At 47.7% G+C, this 18107-nt stretch carries 21 protein-coding genes and 2 pseudogenes; 14 read left to right on the top strand and 9 right to left on the bottom strand.

The annotated features are described in order from the left end of the window. Nucleotides 1–32 precede the first annotated feature (32 nt). Complete coding sequence (gene galE, locus N5910_RS05130) at nucleotides 33–1001, bottom strand: UDP-glucose 4-epimerase GalE (RefSeq protein ID WP_261599368.1); 969 nt, start codon at nucleotides 999–1001, stop codon at nucleotides 33–35. A 151-nt stretch (nucleotides 1002–1152) separates the two neighbouring features. Here galE and N5910_RS09510 point away from each other — a divergent pair. Continuing rightward, a pseudogene (locus N5910_RS09510) lies at nucleotides 1153–1505 on the top strand (EamA family transporter). A 164-nt stretch (nucleotides 1506–1669) separates the two neighbouring features. Beyond that, nucleotides 1670–2131: an AraC family transcriptional regulator gene (locus tag N5910_RS05115; RefSeq protein ID WP_074359012.1), complete on the top strand. Its 462-nt coding sequence runs from the start codon at nucleotides 1670–1672 to the stop codon at nucleotides 2129–2131. A 36-nt stretch (nucleotides 2132–2167) separates the two neighbouring features. Here the strand turns inward: N5910_RS05115 and N5910_RS05110 are convergent, their stop codons facing one another. Then, the gene (locus N5910_RS05110) at nucleotides 2168–2665 is read right to left on the bottom strand and encodes a hypothetical protein (protein ID WP_074359011.1); all 498 of its coding nucleotides are present in this window, start codon (nucleotides 2663–2665) and stop codon (nucleotides 2168–2170) included. A gap of 110 nt (nucleotides 2666–2775) precedes the next feature. On the opposite strand from N5910_RS05110, the gene N5910_RS05105 reads away from it, so the two are divergent. From N5910_RS05105 to N5910_RS05095, 3 genes are all read left to right on the top strand, one after another. Then, nucleotides 2776–3165: a GerW family sporulation protein gene (locus N5910_RS05105; RefSeq protein WP_074359010.1), complete on the top strand. Its 390-nt coding sequence runs from the start codon at nucleotides 2776–2778 to the stop codon at nucleotides 3163–3165. 70 nt (nucleotides 3166–3235) lie between these two features. After that, the gene (locus N5910_RS05100; protein WP_074359009.1) at nucleotides 3236–3811 is read left to right on the top strand and encodes a DUF2953 domain-containing protein; all 576 of its coding nucleotides are present in this window, start codon (nucleotides 3236–3238) and stop codon (nucleotides 3809–3811) included. Nucleotides 3812–4155: 344 nt separating this feature from the next. Beyond that, nucleotides 4156–5013 carry a type II CAAX endopeptidase family protein gene (locus N5910_RS05095; protein WP_261599883.1) on the top strand — a complete coding sequence of 286 codons (858 nt, stop codon included), beginning with the start codon at nucleotides 4156–4158 and terminating at the stop codon, nucleotides 5011–5013. Nucleotides 5014–5107: 94 nt separating this feature from the next. On the opposite strand, the gene N5910_RS05090 is transcribed toward N5910_RS05095, so the two are convergent. From N5910_RS05090 to N5910_RS05075, 4 genes are all read right to left on the bottom strand, one after another. Beyond that, nucleotides 5108–5968, bottom strand: a complete 861-nt coding sequence (locus tag N5910_RS05090; RefSeq protein ID WP_191215990.1) for a sulfurtransferase — start codon at nucleotides 5966–5968, stop codon at nucleotides 5108–5110. 126 nt (nucleotides 5969–6094) lie between these two features. Then, entirely contained in the window at nucleotides 6095–6484 is a 390-nt protein-coding gene (locus N5910_RS05085; protein WP_074359004.1) for a hypothetical protein, read from the bottom strand. Nucleotides 6485–6836: 352 nt separating this feature from the next. After that, nucleotides 6837–8429, bottom strand: a complete 1593-nt coding sequence (locus N5910_RS05080; protein WP_261599367.1) for a sensor histidine kinase — start codon at nucleotides 8427–8429, stop codon at nucleotides 6837–6839. Beyond that, nucleotides 8423–9106, bottom strand: coding sequence for a hypothetical protein (locus tag N5910_RS05075; RefSeq protein WP_238337837.1), 684 nt, complete (start codon nucleotides 9104–9106; stop codon nucleotides 8423–8425). Before N5910_RS05075 ends, N5910_RS05080 begins: the two co-directional genes overlap by 7 nt. A 60-nt stretch (nucleotides 9107–9166) precedes the next feature. Here N5910_RS05075 and N5910_RS05070 point away from each other — a divergent pair, with 60 nt between their 5' ends. Next, on the top strand, nucleotides 9167–9622 hold the full coding sequence (locus N5910_RS05070) for a methylated-DNA--[protein]-cysteine S-methyltransferase (RefSeq protein WP_238337836.1): 456 nt from the start codon (nucleotides 9167–9169) through the stop codon (nucleotides 9620–9622). A gap of 201 nt (nucleotides 9623–9823) precedes the next feature. Next, a complete protein-coding gene (locus tag N5910_RS05065) occupies nucleotides 9824–11065 on the top strand; it encodes a chloride channel protein (protein ID WP_261599366.1) in 1242 nt (413 codons plus the stop codon). An 87-nt stretch (nucleotides 11066–11152) separates the two neighbouring features. Here the strand turns inward: N5910_RS05065 and N5910_RS05060 are convergent, their stop codons facing one another. Both N5910_RS05060 and N5910_RS05055 read right to left on the bottom strand, forming a co-directional pair. Continuing rightward, nucleotides 11153–11344, bottom strand: coding sequence for a carbon monoxide dehydrogenase beta subunit family protein (locus N5910_RS05060; protein WP_261599365.1), 192 nt, complete (start codon nucleotides 11342–11344; stop codon nucleotides 11153–11155). A 22-nt stretch (nucleotides 11345–11366) separates the two neighbouring features. After that, complete coding sequence (locus N5910_RS05055; protein WP_261599364.1) at nucleotides 11367–11663, bottom strand: carbon monoxide dehydrogenase beta subunit family protein; 297 nt, start codon at nucleotides 11661–11663, stop codon at nucleotides 11367–11369. Nucleotides 11664–11818: 155 nt separating this feature from the next. On the opposite strand from N5910_RS05055, the gene N5910_RS05050 reads away from it, so the two are divergent. From N5910_RS05050 to N5910_RS05025, 7 genes and pseudogenes are all read left to right on the top strand, one after another. Further along, nucleotides 11819–12217 (top strand): hypothetical protein, encoded by a 399-nt coding sequence (locus N5910_RS05050; RefSeq protein ID WP_202879456.1) that lies wholly within the window; start codon nucleotides 11819–11821, stop codon nucleotides 12215–12217. A 53-nt stretch (nucleotides 12218–12270) separates the two neighbouring features. Beyond that, nucleotides 12271–12921, top strand: a complete 651-nt coding sequence (locus N5910_RS05045; protein WP_238337833.1) for an anaerobic carbon-monoxide dehydrogenase catalytic subunit — start codon at nucleotides 12271–12273, stop codon at nucleotides 12919–12921. Between the two features lie 8 nt (nucleotides 12922–12929). Then, on the top strand, nucleotides 12930–14168 hold the full coding sequence (locus N5910_RS05040) for a 4Fe-4S dicluster domain-containing protein (protein WP_261599363.1): 1239 nt from the start codon (nucleotides 12930–12932) through the stop codon (nucleotides 14166–14168). 6 nt (nucleotides 14169–14174) lie between these two features. After that, nucleotides 14175–14225 (top strand): annotated as a pseudogene (locus N5910_RS09505) (hypothetical protein); the annotation flags it as partial. Between the two features lie 3 nt (nucleotides 14226–14228). Further along, nucleotides 14229–14579, top strand: coding sequence for a 4Fe-4S dicluster domain-containing protein (locus N5910_RS05035; protein ID WP_261599362.1), 351 nt, complete (start codon nucleotides 14229–14231; stop codon nucleotides 14577–14579). Nucleotides 14580–14856: 277 nt separating this feature from the next. Beyond that, nucleotides 14857–16185, top strand: coding sequence for an ATP-binding protein (locus tag N5910_RS05030; protein WP_261599361.1), 1329 nt, complete (start codon nucleotides 14857–14859; stop codon nucleotides 16183–16185). Nucleotides 16186–16318: 133 nt separating this feature from the next. Further along, on the top strand, nucleotides 16319–17341 hold the full coding sequence (locus N5910_RS05025; protein WP_074358999.1) for an adenylosuccinate synthetase: 1023 nt from the start codon (nucleotides 16319–16321) through the stop codon (nucleotides 17339–17341). Here N5910_RS05025 and thiD read toward each other — a convergent pair. Beyond that, nucleotides 17338–18105: a bifunctional hydroxymethylpyrimidine kinase/phosphomethylpyrimidine kinase gene (thiD, locus tag N5910_RS05020; RefSeq protein ID WP_390893138.1), complete on the bottom strand. Its 768-nt coding sequence runs from the start codon at nucleotides 18103–18105 to the stop codon at nucleotides 17338–17340. The genes N5910_RS05025 and thiD overlap by 4 nt on opposite strands. Between the last annotated feature and the right edge of the window lie 2 nt (nucleotides 18106–18107).

Raw genomic sequence — 18107 nt, 5'->3', positions numbered from 1 at the left:
GTTTTCTCTGAGTAAACATTTTTATCGTTACTTCATCGGTTCCTGCTACTGTGCCAGGCCCAGGCGGTTTCGATGATCCTCTCAAGTTTTCTGAATTCGGGTTTCCACCCAAGGACCTTCCCGGCCTTCACGGAGCTTCCTATGAGTTCAGGCGGATCCCCGGGTCTTCGATCATCCTCAACGACCTTTATTTCCTCACCTGTAACTTTCTGGCATGCCTCTATAACCTCCCTGACAGAGAAGCCCCTGCCGTTACCCAGGTTGAATACCCCCTTTTCTTCCCTTTCCAGGTATTCAAGGGCCCGGCAGTGGGCATCGGCCAGGTCCATGACGTGTATGTAGTCCCTTATACAGGTCCCGTCAGGTGTGGGGTAATCTGTGCCGAAGATTTTAACGGACTCCCTCCTGCCCATGGCAGCGTCAAGGACTAGGGGTATGAGGTGGGTTTCAGGGTCATGGAGTTCACCCACATCACCCTCAGGGTCGGCGCCTGCGGCATTGAAGTAGCGGAGGGAGACGTAGTTCAGGCCGTAGGCTTCATGGTAGTCCCTGAGTATCTCCTCAACCATGAGTTTGGATCTCCCGTAGGGGCTTATGGGGTTCAGGGGGTGTTCCTCTGTTATGGGAATCTCAATGGGGTTCCCGTAGACGGCACAGGTAGATGAGAACACGAAGCCGGACACACCGTTCTCCATCATGGAGTCAAGGAGGTTCATGGTGTTCATGACGTTGTTCCTGTAGTATGCCCCCGGGTCTCTAACGGATTCACCAACATCTGTAAAGGCCGCGAAGTGCATGACAGCATCAACATCGTATTCCCTGAAGACCCTGTCAAGCAGGGATCTGTCTCCAAGGTCGCCCTCCACCAGCCGCCCCCATTTGACGAATTCCCTGTGCCCCCTGCTCAGATTATCAAGGACAACGGTCTCGTAGCCCATGGATGATAGAAACTTGTTTACATGTGACCCTATATATCCTGCTCCACCAACGATGAGTATCATGATTTTTCACCTTTCAGTTTTTATATAAGATCGTGTTTATAAAAAGGATATGGCCCCTATGTTATCTAAGTGGTGAGGTGTGACTGTGAATTACTACATATTCGCCCTTCTGGCAGCCTTCCTCTTTGGAGTGGCCCCTGTATTCAGCAAGATGGGTCTTGAGGGTGTTAACCCTGGCGTGGCCCTCACGATAAGGAGTTCGGTTATAACGTGTGTCATGCTCTTCTGGGTGATGCTGATGGGAGGTCCTGATATGCTCTCGGAGGTAACCCCCAGGGGCTGGGTTTTCCTGGCCCTTGATGGGATATCTGCAGCCCTCCTGGGCCAGCTCTTCTATTACTATGCCCTCAAGTCGGGTGAAGCATCAATAGTGGTGCCCCTGTGGCATCATTCCCTGTCTTCACATTTATAATAGCACTCTTCTTCCTGGGGGAGAGGTTAACGGCCATGAAGGCAGGTGGACTTGTCCTTGTTGTACTGGGAGTTATACTCCTGAGGGTTTAGGTAATCCCAGAATCGGCGAAACACTCCTCTATGAGGAGAGTGCTCCTTTTAATTTTCGGTTCGTGATGAGATGAAGGTTTTTTGCGGGGCTGCCTGTTTTTTTGGTTAATGGATAGATAGATTTTTATAATTTCACCCTGATAATAAAAAATGGGGAGGTTTTTATGGATATAACTGAAAAGATGGTTGAAGGAGTGAAGGTGGCCTTCAGGAAGTGCAGGGGAAGCTACGAACGCATCCCGGAGTACATTGAGGAAGTTGCAGGATGGGTTATAGGGAAGGGGCTTCAGATGACCGGCAGGGTCTACGGGACCTACTATAACAGTCCTGATGAGGTCAGTGAGGAGGAACTCAGGTATGAGATAGGTGTCTCCTTTGCGGGTGAAGCAGAACCTGAGGGGAACATAAAAATAAAGGAGTTACCGCCAATGATAGTTCTGGCAGCCCTTCACCAGGGACCCTACACTGAGGTCGGCCCTGTTATACAGGGGATAGTTGAGCATGCCCTCCAGAACAGCTATGAGATCACAGGACCCGTCACCGAGGTTTACCTCAACAGTCCCATGGAGGTTGATGAATCCGAACTTTTAACAGAGGTCCAGATCCCTGTTAAAAGAAGGGGATAGTGTACTTTTATTATCTTTTAAAAATTGGATAGGGGTTCATGGACTTGGAGGGACCCCTATCAGTTTGATTTCTATTGAATTGGCTGTTATTGAGTGTTTTCCTGTTACATCGGTGTACTGAACACCAAATCCTCCTATAAAGAATGGGTTTGAGAGTGTTGCATCATCACCGAAGTCCATCTTGATCTCCTCTTCGGTGGGTATGTATATTAGGGCCTGGAATTCAACCTCATCGCCGGCCTCGATAATTTCAAAGGATTTATCAAAGTCCTGGGATGAGACCTCAATCTTCCTGGCTGGCCCGCTTCCTGTATTCTTTATCCTGCAGGTTATGGTGACATTTGTCCCTGGCTCTGCACTTTCAGGTCCGCTCTGTGTTGCGACGAGTTTAGCCGCACCTATTGTTTTATTAACCCGCGTCCCGTTTTCAGCTGTCTGGTTGTCTGCTGTTTCACCTGGCCCTGAGAGGAGGTAGGCGCCGGCTGCAGCAGCAACAACCACCACAAGGGCCAGGATAGCAATCTTACTGTCCATAATAAACACCTCCAGTTATGGTATGATGCAATTATAATAAAACCCTTTTGAATAATTTTCAGTGCCAAAGTGGATATACCTGGATAAACATAAATTATGGTGTGATTTAAATGAAAATTGAAGAACCGATTAAAACTACAGTTGAGGAGCTGAGAAGGCTCCTTGATGTGAAGAACCTTGTTGGAGAACCCCTTGAGACAGAGGATAAAATTCTCATCCCTGTAATGAAGATGGGTGTCGGTTTCGGGGCAGGTATGGGTGAAGGAAGGTCTTCTTCCTCTGAAGGAGGCGCTGGAAGCGGTGCTGGAGCAGCTGCAGGCGTTGAACCCATCGCGGTCATTGTCATACTGAAGGATGTCAGGGGCCCCGATGGTGTACGTGTCATCGACCTCAGATCCGCAGGCACCGGCAGAATCATACAGGAACTGGGATCCACAGTTACAGAGGTTATAAAGGAACTCTCAGATAATAAGAAATCTGAGGAATCATCTGAGGAATGAATCCAGAAGCCACGGGAAATCTGATTTCATGCCCCTGAAGCGCCTATGAGGGATTAACATTTTTGAAAGAGTGATCTGGTGGATTTTCACTTCACTGGCCCTCCTGGCAGTCCTCATCATAGTCCTCCTCCTCTTACCCTACAGGATCAGACTCACCGGTTTAAGGGATGGTGAGGGAACATTCCTAACACTTCAGGTGGGAGTATGGAATTTAAGGTTCTTCAGGAAGAGGCTCGGTCCTGATGCTGCTGGTGGGGCTGGAAAAAGGCAGGCCCCTGATATTAAGGCCATGAGGGATTTCACATCAAGGCTCCTGGGTGCAAGGGGTCAGATTCTGCACCTCACAGGGAGGGTCATATCATCGGTTAACCTGGTCTTTCTCAGGGTCCATCTTAAACTGGGGCTGGGGGACGCTGCTGACACGGCCATGATAAACGGGTACCTGTGGTCCATTGGAGCCATTACAGGGGGATCAGGGAAAATTGAAATAACATCTGAACCAGATTTTTTTCATGATGATGTAACTGGAAGTATCGATGTTGAAGTTGAGGTAAGGCCATTTATACCTGCCGTTACCTTTATCCGGCTTCTGGGTAAGAGGCCCTTCAGGGAATTCTTATCCGGCCTTAGAAACCCTGGAAAATAGGAGTTAAATCAGCTTGAGGGTGGATGGGATCGATGGTGACCGGGATGAAAAAACATTACATCCAGAGTCACCGGGTGATAACAGGGGGTCGGGTCTTAAGGGTGGTTATATGGGGAGTATCAGAGGATTGATGGCAAACAGTCACTTGGAGTAGCGGTGTATATGAGGAGTATCTCTGCAACCTGTCCTGCTGAGTTCAATGCAGGGGATAGGAGGATTTTAATATTCTTCAGGCTGACATTTACTTTAATGGGTGAAAATATAAATGTCATTTCAGCTGAACCTATCATGTGTATAGTCTTTGAGGATGAGATGATGTATCCTCTTTGCCTTTGTTGATTGATATGATGATGGAGGGGATGCACCTCTTTGCTGACCGATATGATAAGGATGATAATATGAAGCAGGAGAAGCTTTCAGCCTTTTTCATAATAGCATTTGTCTTTTCATGGATACTCTGGATACCAGTTGCACTGATATCTGCGGGCTTCAGTTTCACAGGACCGGTGGACGCCTTCCTGAAAGGTCCCTACAACCCTGCAGCCTTCGGACCGACACTTGCAGCAATCCTTTTAACCTTCCTCTACGGCGGAAGGGATGAACTTCTAAGCCTCCTCAGGAAGGGTTTTAAAAGGGATTTCCATGGTTTCTGGTGGATTATAATCCTCTTCTTGTTCCCACTCATCACGGGACTATCAGCATTCCTCGGCGTCCTCTGGGGGGACGCTCCACCATCCCTTTACTGGGTCTCCCAGCCATGGATCATCCCCCTGGCCTTCCTTTACATATTCTTCCTTGGAGGTCCGCTACAGGAGGAGTTCGGCTGGAGGGGCTATGCTCTCCCGGGACTTCAGAGGAAATATTCACCGGTCTACGCCGCCATCATACTCGGTTTCATATGGGGCCTCTGGCACATACCCCTCTTCTTCATACAGGGAAGTATACAGTCACAGGTCCCCTTCTGGAGCTTCATGATCCTGATAATCTCGGCATCCATAATATATGCATGGGTCTACAATTCAACCGAGAGTATACTGGCAGTTCTGATCATCCATACCACAGGAAACCTCTCATACTTCCTCTTCCCGGTACAGACAACCATTGCCGGCGGAGTCTTCCTGATGATCCTTAATGTAGCAGCAGCATTCATCGTGCTTTTATTCGCAGGCTCAGAGCTCAGGACAGATTTCAGAAAAAATTAATAATTTTTTAACAGGCAGCACCCTGTTTGGAGATGGTTAGTCCGGTGTCTGTGGCAGGGGTGTGTGTCCGTAAATCGCCGTTTTTATATTTGCTTCAGTAGGGGTCAGGACCAGTTACCGTTGGGTTGTCCTCTATCTGGGTCCACTCGGTGAATGAACCCTCATATATCCTGACATCAGGGTAGCCAAGATACCATTTGAAGAGTATGAATTCATTGGTTGCCTCCCTCCCGGTTCCACAGCTGCAGATTATGGTCTTATCCTCTGATGCTCCTGCAGCCTCCAGGAGTTCAAGTATCTCCTCTTCAGGTTTAAGGAGGGTTTTATTCTCATCATCCATTAGGGACGCCCATGGGAGGTTAACCGCTCCAGGGATGTGTCCTGGTTTTATCCATGGACCCTGCCCCTCATAGACCTCCCTTGGCCGGGCGTCCAGGACAAGCACGTCATCATGGTCCTTTATTTTCTTGAATTCAGGGTATTCAATGTAGAAGTCCTTCTGTGTCTCTGCAGAGAAGTCTGACTCCTCAACCTCAGGGAACACCTTTGTCACATCACCACCGGCCTTCTTCCACTCAGGGAGCCCCCCGTTTAGTACAAGGACGTTACGGTGGCCGAACCTTGCAAGACTGTAGGCCAGCATTGTCTGCTCAAGGCCATCACCCCACCCCTTGACCTCACCGGGTCCGGTGTACACAACCGTGGGCAGGTCTTCAATGCCTGCCTGATGGAATATCAGTTCAACGGCTCCTTCAGGGATGTACATTGCAGGCGCCATGCCCCGGGGCTCCCGGAAGAGGCCCTCGTTAAGGTATACTGCTCCAGGGATGTGTTCAAATATGTAGTCATGGATGTTTGGCTGGCAGTCAACAATTTTAACCTCATCCATGTTATCCATGAGCCATTCAGGTGTAACCCACCTTACACGGCCGTCTCCCCCGCCATATGGTTCCATAGAATCACTCCAGGCATTTGATAAAAAATATATGGTGATTATTACATATATATTTTGGCTCATAGGGGGAAAAATAGGAAATTGTTCAGAACTGAATGGATGCTGATTTAAATTGATCAGCCAGGTCTATTTTCTGAACCTTTCATCATAGTAGATAAGGCTTTCAGGCTTTCTGCCCCTAACCCTGTCGGCGAAGCCCTGGCACCGGAATTCCTCAACAACCCTTTCAAGGACATCAAGACGTTCCCTGGCCTCATCAAGGAGTCCCTTGGTGATTTCTATCCTGTGTTCAAGGCGGTTGTTCTCATCCTCAAGCCTCTGAACATCCCTCAATTTAAGGTCAAGTTTCAGTACGGTGAGACGGTTAACCTCATCCTGCAGAGAACGGTTTTCGGATCTGAGCTCCTTAACACGACCCCTGCATTCTGCAAGTTCCAGCCTGAGGTCATCTATGATTTTATCCCTCTTCCTTATCTCACCCTTCAGGATTTCAATTTCATCTTCAAGTTCACTCATCCTCTGGCTCCTCCATACTATTAAACTAATATAATGCCTGCTTCTCAGGGGTATGTAGTGTATTCTGGTGGTCATGCGGAGGGCTGAGTCTTTCCTCTTCGCATTTGTTTCTCAGGGGTATGTAGTGTATTCTGGTGGTCCCGTGCAGATCCGGTTAATTCCCATGGATCGTAACCCGGACAGGATGAAGTCCCGGGATCCGGGACAGGTACCGGTTAATGGTCATGGACCCGTTTAAATCTACCGTGCGGGGTTATCGTAAGGGTCATTTCCTGGAAGATAGTTGATAATACTCCTCCCCATCATGGTCTTAACGGGTCTTGTGAGTTTTACATCACCTTCAGCCTTCATCTCAGTATCTCTTCTCATAGCTCAGTTCATGGAATCTTATCCTGATGGAGAGACCACCATCGGTTTCAATATCCATCTCACCGTCCAGCTGGTCTATAAGTGCCCTTATAAGGTACCATCCCATGCTCCTGGACCCTGTGATGACATCGGGTGATTCAACACCCCTGCCGTCATCAGCGACCCTCAGTTCGAATTCTCCATTCAGTCCTTTAAGCTCAACATAGATGTTGCTGGCTTCGGCATGTTTCAGTGAATTACTTACAAGTTCATTAACGATTAAACCCACCGGCAGACTCGTCTCAAGGTTGAACTCGAGGTCCTCAATGCTTGTGTGGATCCGCGGAACACCTGAAGAGGTCTGTCCCTGTGTTATCTTCGAGATGAGGTTTTCAAGGTACCCCCGTATACTGACAGTGGAAAGATCTGTTGAATGGTAGAGGTGTTCATGGACGAGTGCTATGGACCTTATACGGTCACGGCTCTCTGCCAGGATATTCCTGAGTTTCCTGGATTCGATCTGACGTTCCTGGATGCTCAGGAGGCTTGATATTATCTGGAGGTTGTTCTTGACCCTGTGGTGGATCTCCCTCAGCAGGAGTTCCTTCTCCCTGAGGGACTCCATTATCTCTGTCTGATCTTCAATGATGACTATTTCCTCATCACATATACTTGTAACGCGGATATTCGCGTATATGAGACGACCCGACCTGCTGATGAGCCTTCCTAGACCCTCAGTTTCACCTTTCAGGTCATCCGGGTGCATGAGATCCTTCATATTCATCCCCTGGAGTTCTTCGGCGCTGTATTCAAGGACCCTTTCCGTGGCGCTGTTACAGTCCCTTACTCTGCCATCATGGTTAAGTGATATTATAGGAACCGGGGCGCCTTCAAATATGCTCCTGTAACGTTTTTCACTTATTTCAAGTTCCTCCCTGGCCTTCTTTATATCGGTGATATCATCACCTGCTATTATGCTCCCTCTTAATTCACCATTTTCCCTGAGGAACCTCACATTCCATGAAACAGTCTTTCTTCTGCCTTTAAGGGTCAGTATGTCGCCTTCAAGGCGGTAACTATCATCCCCCTGCTTCAGGTGATCCTGATACAGTTTTAGGCGCCATTCTCTATCCTCTGGAGGTACGAAGGTGAGGAACCAGTGTTTCCCGGTTATCTCATCCCTTTCACCTTCAAGGATCTCAAGGCCCCGCCTGTTTATGAGCTTAACACGGTCCCGTTCATCAAGGACCATTATAAGGGACCCTGCAACATCAAGGTACATCTCTGCAGTTTTCCTTTTAGATTCAACATTCTCAAGGAGTTTGATGTTCTCCTTCATTGAGAGGTGCTGTCTTCCGGTGAAAAGAAGTATGATGAGCCCATACGCAATTATAACCTCCTCTGCGAATCCTATTTTGCTTAGTATGAAACCACCCACTTCAAATATTGCAATTGTGGTCATGATATAGAATAAGAGGACAAAGATTTCAGGAAGGTATGCCGTGATCCTTCCTTTCACTGGACTGTAAACTGGCCTTGACCAGTCCTCCTTGAAGAATTCCATGGCTGCAAGGACTAATATGAGGTAACTTACCATCCACCAGATGTCAGGCATGGTTCCCGCAGGTCTATACCGATTGTTCTGGTGTATGTGAAGATTATGTCTGCCAGGAGGAGGACGGCTATGCTTATCATGAAGAGGTTAAGCGTCCTAGATCTTATGAATCCCATTTTATTTACGGCAAGTTCGAGGAGCATGAAGAGGACCAGTACATCCCCTATGACATACAGGGTTGATATGAATACCTCTGTGAATTCTCCACCACTGAATATGATGGGTTTCAGGAGGAATATCCACAGGAGCGTCAGGGTGCTGACTCCAATTATTGAAAGGTCCACAGCCGTCCGGATCCTTTCAACCTGTCTTTTTATGGGTATGAGGAAAATACCAGCTGCAAAGAGAGGATAATAGAGGAGGTAGAATAGATCCGCAATTGAGGGGTAGGGGTTCTGTCTCAGGATGGACTCGATGATGGTCCAGGTAAGGTCACCAAGGAATGAGAAGAACTGTGCAGAGGTGAGGAGGATGAGGGCCGGGAAAAATTTCGGATAGAGCTTCTTTGAATAGATGCTCACATACAGAAGCCCGATGAAGGCTGCAAGGTTTGCTGTGGGGGTCAGGACGTTAATGATATCCCCCCTGAACTCGGAGAGCTGGGCTATGAGGGCCAGGAAAATCGATGCCGCCACGAAGATCTTCACATACTTTTCCATGGAACCACACCTTGATTATAGTGTATGTTCATAATATTTAAGGGGTTTGAGTTGATTTCAATGAGGATCATGCTGGATCATCCACTGGTTAATGCGGTGATAAGATTTGATGGTGAGAGGATACTGGGTGTTTCACTCTCAGGGGACCATGATGACAGGATAAGTGAAGGGGTGCCGGAGTTTGTCCGTGAGACAGTATTAAAGATGGAAAGGTTACTTGATGGGGAGATGGTTGAGTTTGACCTTTCACGGGTTGATCTTTCAGTCTGCACACCCTACCAGCTGAGGGTGCTCCGGGTTGTCTCAGGGATCCCCTGGGGGTCCACCATGAGCTACGGTGAACTTGCAGAAGCTGCCGGCGGAAGCCCAAGGAGCGCGGGCTCTGCCCTTGCAGCCAATCCCTTCCCCATCATAATACCATGTCACCGTGTTATAAGGAGTGATGGATCGCCTGGCGGCTATCAGGGCGGAACCGAACTTAAGAGAATCCTCCTTAAAAAGGAGGGAGCACTTTAGACAGGAGTTCTGATGTTTATATTTCTGTGGCTGCAGAAAGCTGAGGAAGTTCGGCCCAATGTTAATATGTTTGCTGAAGGCATGGTTCAGTATCTTAATATGTTCGTTATAGGTAAGTTTAACGAAGATAAAGAGGAGATTCAAACCATGGGACAAGGTAAATAACGTGGTAAATATAAACTATATGGTGGAGGGGGAAATATGAAGGGGGATTTTGATCTTTCATCAAGGGCCTACTGGGAAAAGATGGGCTGGGGGATAGTGTTAGGTTTAACCGGTGCTTTAAGTGCTTTGATGTTTGTTTCTGCTGTAACTGTCGGTCATAGCTTTATAATGCCCTATACCGGTGATATTTCACCTTTTTCCGGATCCCCGTGGATTGTTGTTCTCATGACGGGAGCCGGTTTGATGGTTGGCATACTGAACCGTTATACACCGGCTGGAGAGATGGATGTCTTCGAAGCATTGAACAGAGGGTATTTAGACCCTGAACCTGTGCCATCCTCTGTCATGGTATCACTGATATCACTGGTTGGTGGTTTCAGTTTAGGACCCGAAGTTACCACGGGTATGCTGGCAGGCGGTACAGGAGCATGGATTTCAGAAAAACGTAAGCTGGATCCTGAAAAGACAAGGATTAATGTTATAAGCAGTATTTCCGGGGCCTGGTCCGGTTTATTTACATCACCCTCTGTCATGATTCTGGTATTGCTGGAATCAAAGCATAAACAGTCAGTGGTCTTTTACGGGACATTACTCATAGCTTTAATTTCAGCTGTGATCGGTTTTGCTATTTTCTATGTGCTCCAGGATTACAATTATGCCCATGTTCTGGGACTTTTATCTCCTCCGGTTTATAAACTGGAGATATGGCACCTGGGAGTAAGTATATTGCTGGGCATACTTGCTGTTCCTGTCGCTCTGATTTTCATAGTCCTGAATAAGATTTTTAAACGCTTCATAATGCCATTGAAGGGTAAACCTGTAATACGCAGCACCCTTGGCGGGTTTTTAATAGGATTACTGGCCGTGGCAGTACCCACTACCTTTGGTTTAGGTACAGAGACAATACCTGTTATTACAGAGCAGGCGGCAGAGATAGGTTTCATTCTCCTCCTGGTTTTCGCATTTACCAAACTGGTGGCATTGAGCGGAGCATTGAACTTTGGTTTTATTGGAGGACCAATATTTTCTCTTCTTTTCGCTGGTTCATGTCTGGGCAACGCCATCCATCAGATATTCCCCCAGATACCCCCTGGACTGGCACTGGGATGTATGATGGTGGCGGTCCCTGCTGCACTTGTGCCTGTTCCCCTCTCTCTGGCGATACTGGTCATTCTTGTAATCGGTCTTTCGCCCCTGAATGCCCTTCCAGTATTCCTAGCAGCTTTAGTTGCTTTTTCTATAACCCGTGGATTATTATTAAAAGGAGTGGAAGAATGATATGCCGGAGTTTGATATTAGAATAGCTGCCTGACGCTGGTTAAATAAGTAGATAACTCAAGAAATAAAAAATAAGAAAGGATTTCCTCACGTTTTAAGTGACCCTTCAAGCTCTGAAAGCCACTTAACCCATTTTTCGTATTCCATGTTTGGAAAACTCATATCTGCATTGGGGTGCATGTACCTGCACAGGGTCAGTGTTCTTATGTGTGGTGCGAAGTGTTTGAGGGTTGAGAGTCCCTGGGATCCAAGGTAGTAGGGAACTCCTATAAAGATCACAAGATCATAGTTTCCCTTACCATCAAATCCCTTTCCATTCCGGATTTTTGAGGTTGTTGACTATCTCTATAGCACCTATGACGTTGAAATCATTTAAACCGGCCTTTTTAAGGGCTGAAGCCGACCCTCCAGTTGCAGCTACAGTTATTCCTCTTCTTTTAACGATTTTAACAACTCTTTCGGTTATTTCAGGAACACTGTTAAGAAGTGATCCTATTACGAAAAGGGGTCTCCTTGATTTCTTTATGCTGAGTGCTGTCATCTCAGGGGACCAGACACTAGCCTTTTTTATACCACCATGGGCAGGGTTCCATCCCATCATATCACCGGTTACATTTATATATCATGTGTGACCACTACATATGTAATGATTAATAATGATAATATTTAAAGTTGATGTTGGTTAGCACCACCATCAATAAAAAGTGAAGGGGTTAAACTTTGCCTATGGAAAAATCTAAGATAGGGGATGGGATGAAAATAAAAGGCTTCAACATGTCCTTTGAGGACATAGACTCATTCATCCAGCATAAAAAGAAGGTGAGAAGGGCCCATGAAAAAGAAGTGAGTCTGGACTACCCAGAACTCCGTAAATGGGATATGAATCTCCTATCTTACTTTAAACCATTCTACGCGCCACTATGTGACATGTGCTGCCTCTGTACCTATGGCAGATGCGATCTTTCAACCAACAAGAAGGGTTCATGCGGAATAAACCTTGAGAAACAGCAGGCAAGAACCATCCTCATGATGTCATGCATAGGTGCATCGGCCCATGCAGCCCATGCACGGGACCTTGTGGACATGCTCATGGAGGAAGATCCAGAAGGGAACTCAGATATGACAGTTCAATTGATCTGGTTTCACCCATAATCACAGCGGTCACCGGTCTTAAACCGGAAACAGTCCATGATCTTGACAGAATAATGGCAGCCCTTGAAAGGGAGCTCACAAACCTCATGGCATCGGTACACACAGGACAGGAAGGAGACCACCTGGAATTTGAATCAAAGGCACTTCATGCAGGGATGATAGACACCATAGCCCTGGAGGTTGCAGAGATAGCCCAGATCAACCTTTATGACTTCCCAACAGGAGAAGCAGATACACAGCTGCAGGAAATAGGTATGGGTGTTATAGACAGAGATAAACCAGTAATACTCTGCATAGGCCATAATGTGGCTCCAAGCACAGAAATAATAGATTACGCTGACACCACAGGGGTACTCGAGGACCTGGAGATCTGCGGTCTATGCTGCACAGCACTTGATCAGGGCAGATACTCCCTATCATCAAAGATAGCAGGCCCCATATCCAGGCAGCTCATGTTCATAAAGACAGGAATACCTGATGTTGTTGTCCTTGATGAACAGTGCATAAGACCGGACATACTTGAACTATGCAGGGAGAGGAACATATCAGTAATCACAACAAGTGATAAATGCTCACTTGGATTAGAGGATAGGACAGATGATAACCCCTACAGGATAATAAGGGATATTGCAGAGGGAAAGATACCCGGAGCACTTATAAGGGACAGGGAGAAGGTGGAAGGATTGCTGTTGAACTGGCATTAAAGAAGTCCATGCAGAAATCCTTCAGGACATCTGAAATCCCATCACTCACAGAGTGCAGTCCATGCACAGACTGCAGACCTGGCTGCAATGAAACACCCCTAAATACAGAGAAGGTCACATCCTTCCCTGAAAAATCACTTGAAGACTGTACAGGATGTGCACAGTGCGACAGGACCTGTCCTGCCATGCTACCAATATCTGAAGCCATCAGTGAGGCAAGGGAAGGAAATCATGAAGCTCTTGAGGAACTCTACAGGGCATGCACAGGATGCGGGGTCTGCATTGAGTCATGTCCAGAGAAAATACCCATACTCAACCTTATAATGCACGGGGCTCGTGAAAGGATAAGAAAGGAAAGATACCTTATAAGATCAGGCAGAGGCCCTATTCAGGATATAGAGATAAGACGCGTTGGAGCACCCATAGTCTTCGGTGACATACCAGGAGTCATACTACTTGCAGCATGCTCCAATTACCCTGATGGTGAGGAAGATGTTGCGAAAATTGCCGATGAGTTCCTTAAAAGGGGTTACATAGTCATGGCTGCAGGCTGCGCAGCAATGGACATAGCACTCTACAGGGATGAGGAAGGAAAAACCCTGTACGAGAAATATCCCGGTGACTTTGACAGGGGAGGGCTTCTTAACCTTGGACCCTGCGTTGCCAACTCCCATGCCATAGCAAGCGCCATAAAGATATCCAACATCTTTGCCAGGGTACCCCTTGAAAGGAACTTTAAGGAGATATCAGACTACATCCTGAACCGTATAGGTGTCTGTGTTATAACATGGGGTGCCATGAGCCAGAAGGCCTTTGCAATAGCAACAGGCGCTAACAGATGGGGAATACCCGTCATAACAGGACCCCATGGATCCAAGTATCGCAGACTATACCTTGGAGAAGAAGAAAGGGTTATAAATGACAGGAGAACAGGGGAAAGGGTTGAATCAGAACCAGGTCCCCCGCACCTCATCTACACAGCCGAAAGCCTGAATGAATGCATGGTGACGGTGGCAAAAACATGTATAAGGCCCAATGACACGCCACGCGGAAGGATGATAAAACTCAGTAACTACATAGATCTGCACATGAAATACTATGGATGCCTCCCCCAGGATCTGCACCTTTACATAAGGGAGGATAATGAGATACCATTCAAACACAGGGATGAAATCCTTAAAATCCTTAAAAAAATGAACTGGAAGCCAAGGAAAGCCCCTGCTGAACCCTCAATAATCTACCAATGATCTGATATGATATCAATAAAATTAAAGGATCCTGAAAGATGCTCTGGATGCGGTCTATGTGTGGTAGCATGCAGAAGGATCCATGGAAGGGAGAGAATAAAGATCTCAGACCAGAGCCCTGTTGTCTGTGTTCAGTGCGAAGACGCACCATGCATGAATTCATGCAGGGTCGGAGCAATCAGCAGGGTCAACGGAGTAACGATAATAAACAGGGACCTCTGTGTTGGCTGCAAATTATGCATGGAGGCATGTGAATACGGCGCAGTTCACATGGATGGTCTTACAGCAGTAAAGTGCACGGTATGCATAGAGTCAGATAACATCATGCCAGCATGCATAGAATCCTGCCCTGATGGTATCCTCACGGTAAGCCTCAATGAGAACCATGATTTATTTTTTTCCAGGTCCTAGAGGGCATCCCCATTCATCAGGATGGGGCAGCCGCTCGCAAAAATTAACTGCAGGTTTTCAATCAGCGCGGATCCTGCTGATCTGACACCCATGAATCAGGATTTGCCTCACATGATAATAACCTTAAGGGCACATTTTTGACCGTTAACAGCCCCATAACGGACCTTGCTTATAGCATCCATCAGATAAAGCGGACCCCCTCTATCTTAAGGGGTCAACTTTAATATTATCAAGTGACATAGGTCTACTAGTCACAGATTATACTTGGAGTGGTTCAATGGATTATTACCATGATGAAAAGATGCAGAAACTCTTCGAGATGCTCAAACAGCCCAAGACCATTGAAGAGATTGACTTATCGGTTAACTTCATTAAAAATCTTATCCTGAAGGTTATAGCCACCTATGGGAGTGTGCAGGTCAGCAGGATCCATGAGATAACAGGGCTCCACGTCGATATCCTTGAGGAATGCCTTAAGGAGATGGAAAAGGATGAACTCTGCGCCCCAACCGGTGGAGGATTCCTCTTTCCAAGCGTAACCTACACCATCAAGAAACAGGGCCAGAGCCAGGCCTCAAAGCTCCTTAAGGAGAACCCCTACGTTGGAATGGCCCCCGTAAGCTATGAACTCTACTTCAAGATTATGGGTGAACAGCTGGAGGGCAGATTCCCGATAAACATACCCGAGGAGGTCATCGAGAAGGCCTTCAGGGATGTGGTGGGGAACGAAAGTGCCAAGAAGACCCTTATAGAGGGTGCGATTGGAGGTAAGGGGCTCTTCATCTACGGACCCCCAGGTACAGGTAAAACCTTTATAACCAGCAAGATGTCCGACCTCCTGCCACCCATAGTTATACCAAGATACGTTGAGTTCAGTGAACAGATAATCCAGTTCTACGACCCTGATTTTCATCGAATGTGCCCTGAACAGCCTGAGGACCCGCGATGGGTTAAGATTTACGCCCCATTCGTGTTCACGGGTTCTGAGCTTACAAGCAGGAAACTTGACACCAATTATGATCCCAACAAGGGCGTCTATGAGACATCCCCCATCATAAAGGCCAACGGCGGAGTTCTTCTTGTGGACGACCTTGGAAGGCAGAAGGAGGACCATAACGCCCTCCTCAACCGCCTTATCGTCCCCCTTGAGAACAAGAAGGACATGATCTATGTCAAGGGATCACCGGTCGTTGTCCACACACACTTCATCCCCGCCTTCTCAACAAACCTTGATATAACCATCATGGACGAGGCCCACCTTCGAAGGGCTCCGCTGCACGTGCACCTTGAAAAACCAGCCGTGGAGGAGATAGTTGAGGTCTTCAAGCGCAACCTTGACTCCATGGGCGAGGAATACGACCCGGAAATCCTTGAACGATTCGCCCTTGTATATAAACCGATAGCAGAGGGAGGGGAGGGCCTGCAGCCCACCTTTGCCCATGCAAGGGACATAGCCCAGATAGCCCAGGCAGTGAGGATAAGGAAGGGCGAGGACAGGATAACCCTTGAGACAATGGAGGACGCCCTCCAGCAGCATGTGCTGATAGCCCTCCAGCGCCGATTCACACCGATGCTCTTTGAACGCATAATAAGAAGGAAGGTATGATTTGGAAAAATTTTTATTGGATACCCAGAAGGATCCGACTGAGAGGAGCATATACCTAACCCGTATGATTTGGAAAAATTTTTATTGGATACCCTGTAATATATGAGAGGCATAAATCTAAGGAGTAATAAAAATGACATGCACTGTTCTAGTTGGAGGAGGATGGGGTGACGAAGGCAAAGGAAAATGCATCACCTACCTATGTTACAATGATAAACCATCAATAATTGCAAGGGCAGGGGTCGGTCCAAACGCAGGCCACTCAGTGGAGTTCAGGGGTGATAAGTACGGACTCAGACTCACACCCTCCGGCTTCTTCCACAGGGATGCAAGGCTCCTTATAGGTGCAGGTGTCCTTGTTGACCCTGAGGTCTTCCTTCATGAAATGGAATACCTATCAAAGTACAGTGTTGCAGAGAGGACAGGGGTCGACTACCGCTGCGCAATAATAGAGAAGAAGCACAAGGAACAGGACCAGTCCTCAAGTTACCTTTCCAAGAAGATAGGGAGTACGGGTACAGGGTGCGGACCGGCAAACGCCGAACGTGTAATGAGGACGGCAAAACTGGCTGGTGAAGTGGAGGAACTCAAGGATTTCCTTGCAGATGTACCCCTGGAGGTCAATGAGGCACTTGATAACGGTGAGGACGTCTTTGTTGAGGGATCACAGGGCTTCGGACTCTCCCTCTATTACGGTACCTACCCCTACGTCACCAGCAAGGATACCACTGCAAGCACAGCAGCTGCAGACGTGGGCCTTGGCCCCACAAGGGTCGATGAGGTCATCGCGGTGTTCAAGTCATACATAACAAGGGTTGGTGAGGGTCCATTCCCCACAGAGATCAGCCAGGAGGAGGCCGAGGAGATGGGCCTTGAGGAGTACGGTACCGTTACAGGTAGAAGAAGAAGGATTGGCCTCTTTGATATGGAGATGGCCAGGGAGTCCTGCATGATCAACGGGGCAACCCAGATCGCTGTTACCTGCGTGGACCGGCTTTACCCTGAATGTGAACGTGTACGTGATTATTCTGACCTCTCAGCCGATGTTAAACGGTTCATCGAGGAGATTGAATCCGAGACAGGCGTTCCGGTCACCATAATCTCAACGGGTCCATCACTGGAGGACACCATAGACCTCAGGGATGAACTCCTCTAATCTGGTTTTTCCTTTTCCTCAAGGGACCAGAACTGGTTGAGGGTCCCGTACCTGCCATGCCTTATGGCTTCCCTGACAAAAGCATCGGCCATTTTAAGGGACTCATGGAGATCGAAGCCCCTGGATAGGTAGGCTGCTGCTGCAGCAGAAAATGAACATCCACTCCCATGGGTGTTGCTGGTCTCTATGAGTTCCCCTTCAAGGATGCTGATCTCACCGTCAAGGAGGATTATATTTTTACCTCCAAGATGACCCCCAGTAATAATAACATCACAGAGGTCACCTATAACCCTCGCAGCCCTGCGGGCATCATCGACTGAGAATATCCTGACACCTGAGAGTTTTTCAGCCTCTGCAACGTTTGGAGTCACTATCAAAGCCTCAGGGAGAAGGTACCTCTTCAGGGCATCAACAAATCCTTCAGATGAGAGCCTCCCACCGGATGCCGCCACCATTACAGGGTCAACAACCATTCTGAGCCTGTATTCCCTTATTTTCTCAGCAACTACCCTGATTATGTCCTCACTGTAGAGCATCCCTGTCTTACCATGGACCAGAGGGAGGTCCTCCATAACAAGGTCGATCTGCTCCCCGACAAAGTCAGGGGGCACCGGAAGAACCCCTGAAACCCTCTTCACGTTCTGTGATGTCAGTGCTGTTACAGCAACCGCACCGTAGACCCCCAGGGCCGAGAAGGTTTTTATGTCACCCAGTATCCCGGCACCCCCTGATGGATCTAGACCCGCAACCGAAATCGCCATCACAA

The sequence above is a fragment of the Methanothermobacter wolfeii genome (genome assembly GCF_025397995.1).
Classification (GTDB): domain Archaea; phylum Methanobacteriota; class Methanobacteria; order Methanobacteriales; family Methanothermobacteraceae; genus Methanothermobacter; species Methanothermobacter wolfei.
The sequence above is the reverse complement of the archived record's forward strand: the minus strand, read 5'-3'. Positions and strand labels throughout refer to the sequence as shown.

Coding starts and splice junctions, on each gene's coding strand:
- galE (WP_261599368.1), bottom strand. CDS start 1,001: ATGATACTCATCGTTGGTGGAGCAGGATATATAGGGTCACATGTAAAC.
- N5910_RS05115 (WP_074359012.1), top strand. CDS start 1,670: ATGGATATAACTGAAAAGATGGTTGAAGGAGTGAAGGTGGCCTTCAGG.
- N5910_RS05110 (WP_074359011.1), bottom strand. CDS start 2,665: ATGGACAGTAAGATTGCTATCCTGGCCCTTGTGGTGGTTGTTGCTGCT.
- N5910_RS05105 (WP_074359010.1), top strand. CDS start 2,776: ATGAAAATTGAAGAACCGATTAAAACTACAGTTGAGGAGCTGAGAAGG.
- N5910_RS05095 (WP_261599883.1), top strand. CDS start 4,156: ATGATGATGGAGGGGATGCACCTCTTTGCTGACCGATATGATAAGGAT.
- N5910_RS05090 (WP_191215990.1), bottom strand. CDS start 5,968: ATGGAACCATATGGCGGGGGAGACGGCCGTGTAAGGTGGGTTACACCT.
- N5910_RS05085 (WP_074359004.1), bottom strand. CDS start 6,484: ATGAGTGAACTTGAAGATGAAATTGAAATCCTGAAGGGTGAGATAAGG.
- N5910_RS05080 (WP_261599367.1), bottom strand. CDS start 8,429: ATGGTAAGTTACCTCATATTAGTCCTTGCAGCCATGGAATTCTTCAAG.
- N5910_RS05075 (WP_238337837.1), bottom strand. CDS start 9,106: ATGGAAAAGTATGTGAAGATCTTCGTGGCGGCATCGATTTTCCTGGCC.
- N5910_RS05070 (WP_238337836.1), top strand. CDS start 9,167: ATGAGGATCATGCTGGATCATCCACTGGTTAATGCGGTGATAAGATTT.
- N5910_RS05065 (WP_261599366.1), top strand. CDS start 9,824: ATGAAGGGGGATTTTGATCTTTCATCAAGGGCCTACTGGGAAAAGATG.
- N5910_RS05055 (WP_261599364.1), bottom strand. CDS start 11,663: ATGGGATGGAACCCTGCCCATGGTGGTATAAAAAAGGCTAGTGTCTGG.
- N5910_RS05050 (WP_202879456.1), top strand. CDS start 11,819: ATGAAAATAAAAGGCTTCAACATGTCCTTTGAGGACATAGACTCATTC.
- N5910_RS05045 (WP_238337833.1), top strand. CDS start 12,271: ATGGCAGCCCTTGAAAGGGAGCTCACAAACCTCATGGCATCGGTACAC.
- N5910_RS05040 (WP_261599363.1), top strand. CDS start 12,930: ATGCAGAAATCCTTCAGGACATCTGAAATCCCATCACTCACAGAGTGC.
- N5910_RS05030 (WP_261599361.1), top strand. CDS start 14,857: ATGGATTATTACCATGATGAAAAGATGCAGAAACTCTTCGAGATGCTC.
- N5910_RS05025 (WP_074358999.1), top strand. CDS start 16,319: ATGACATGCACTGTTCTAGTTGGAGGAGGATGGGGTGACGAAGGCAAA.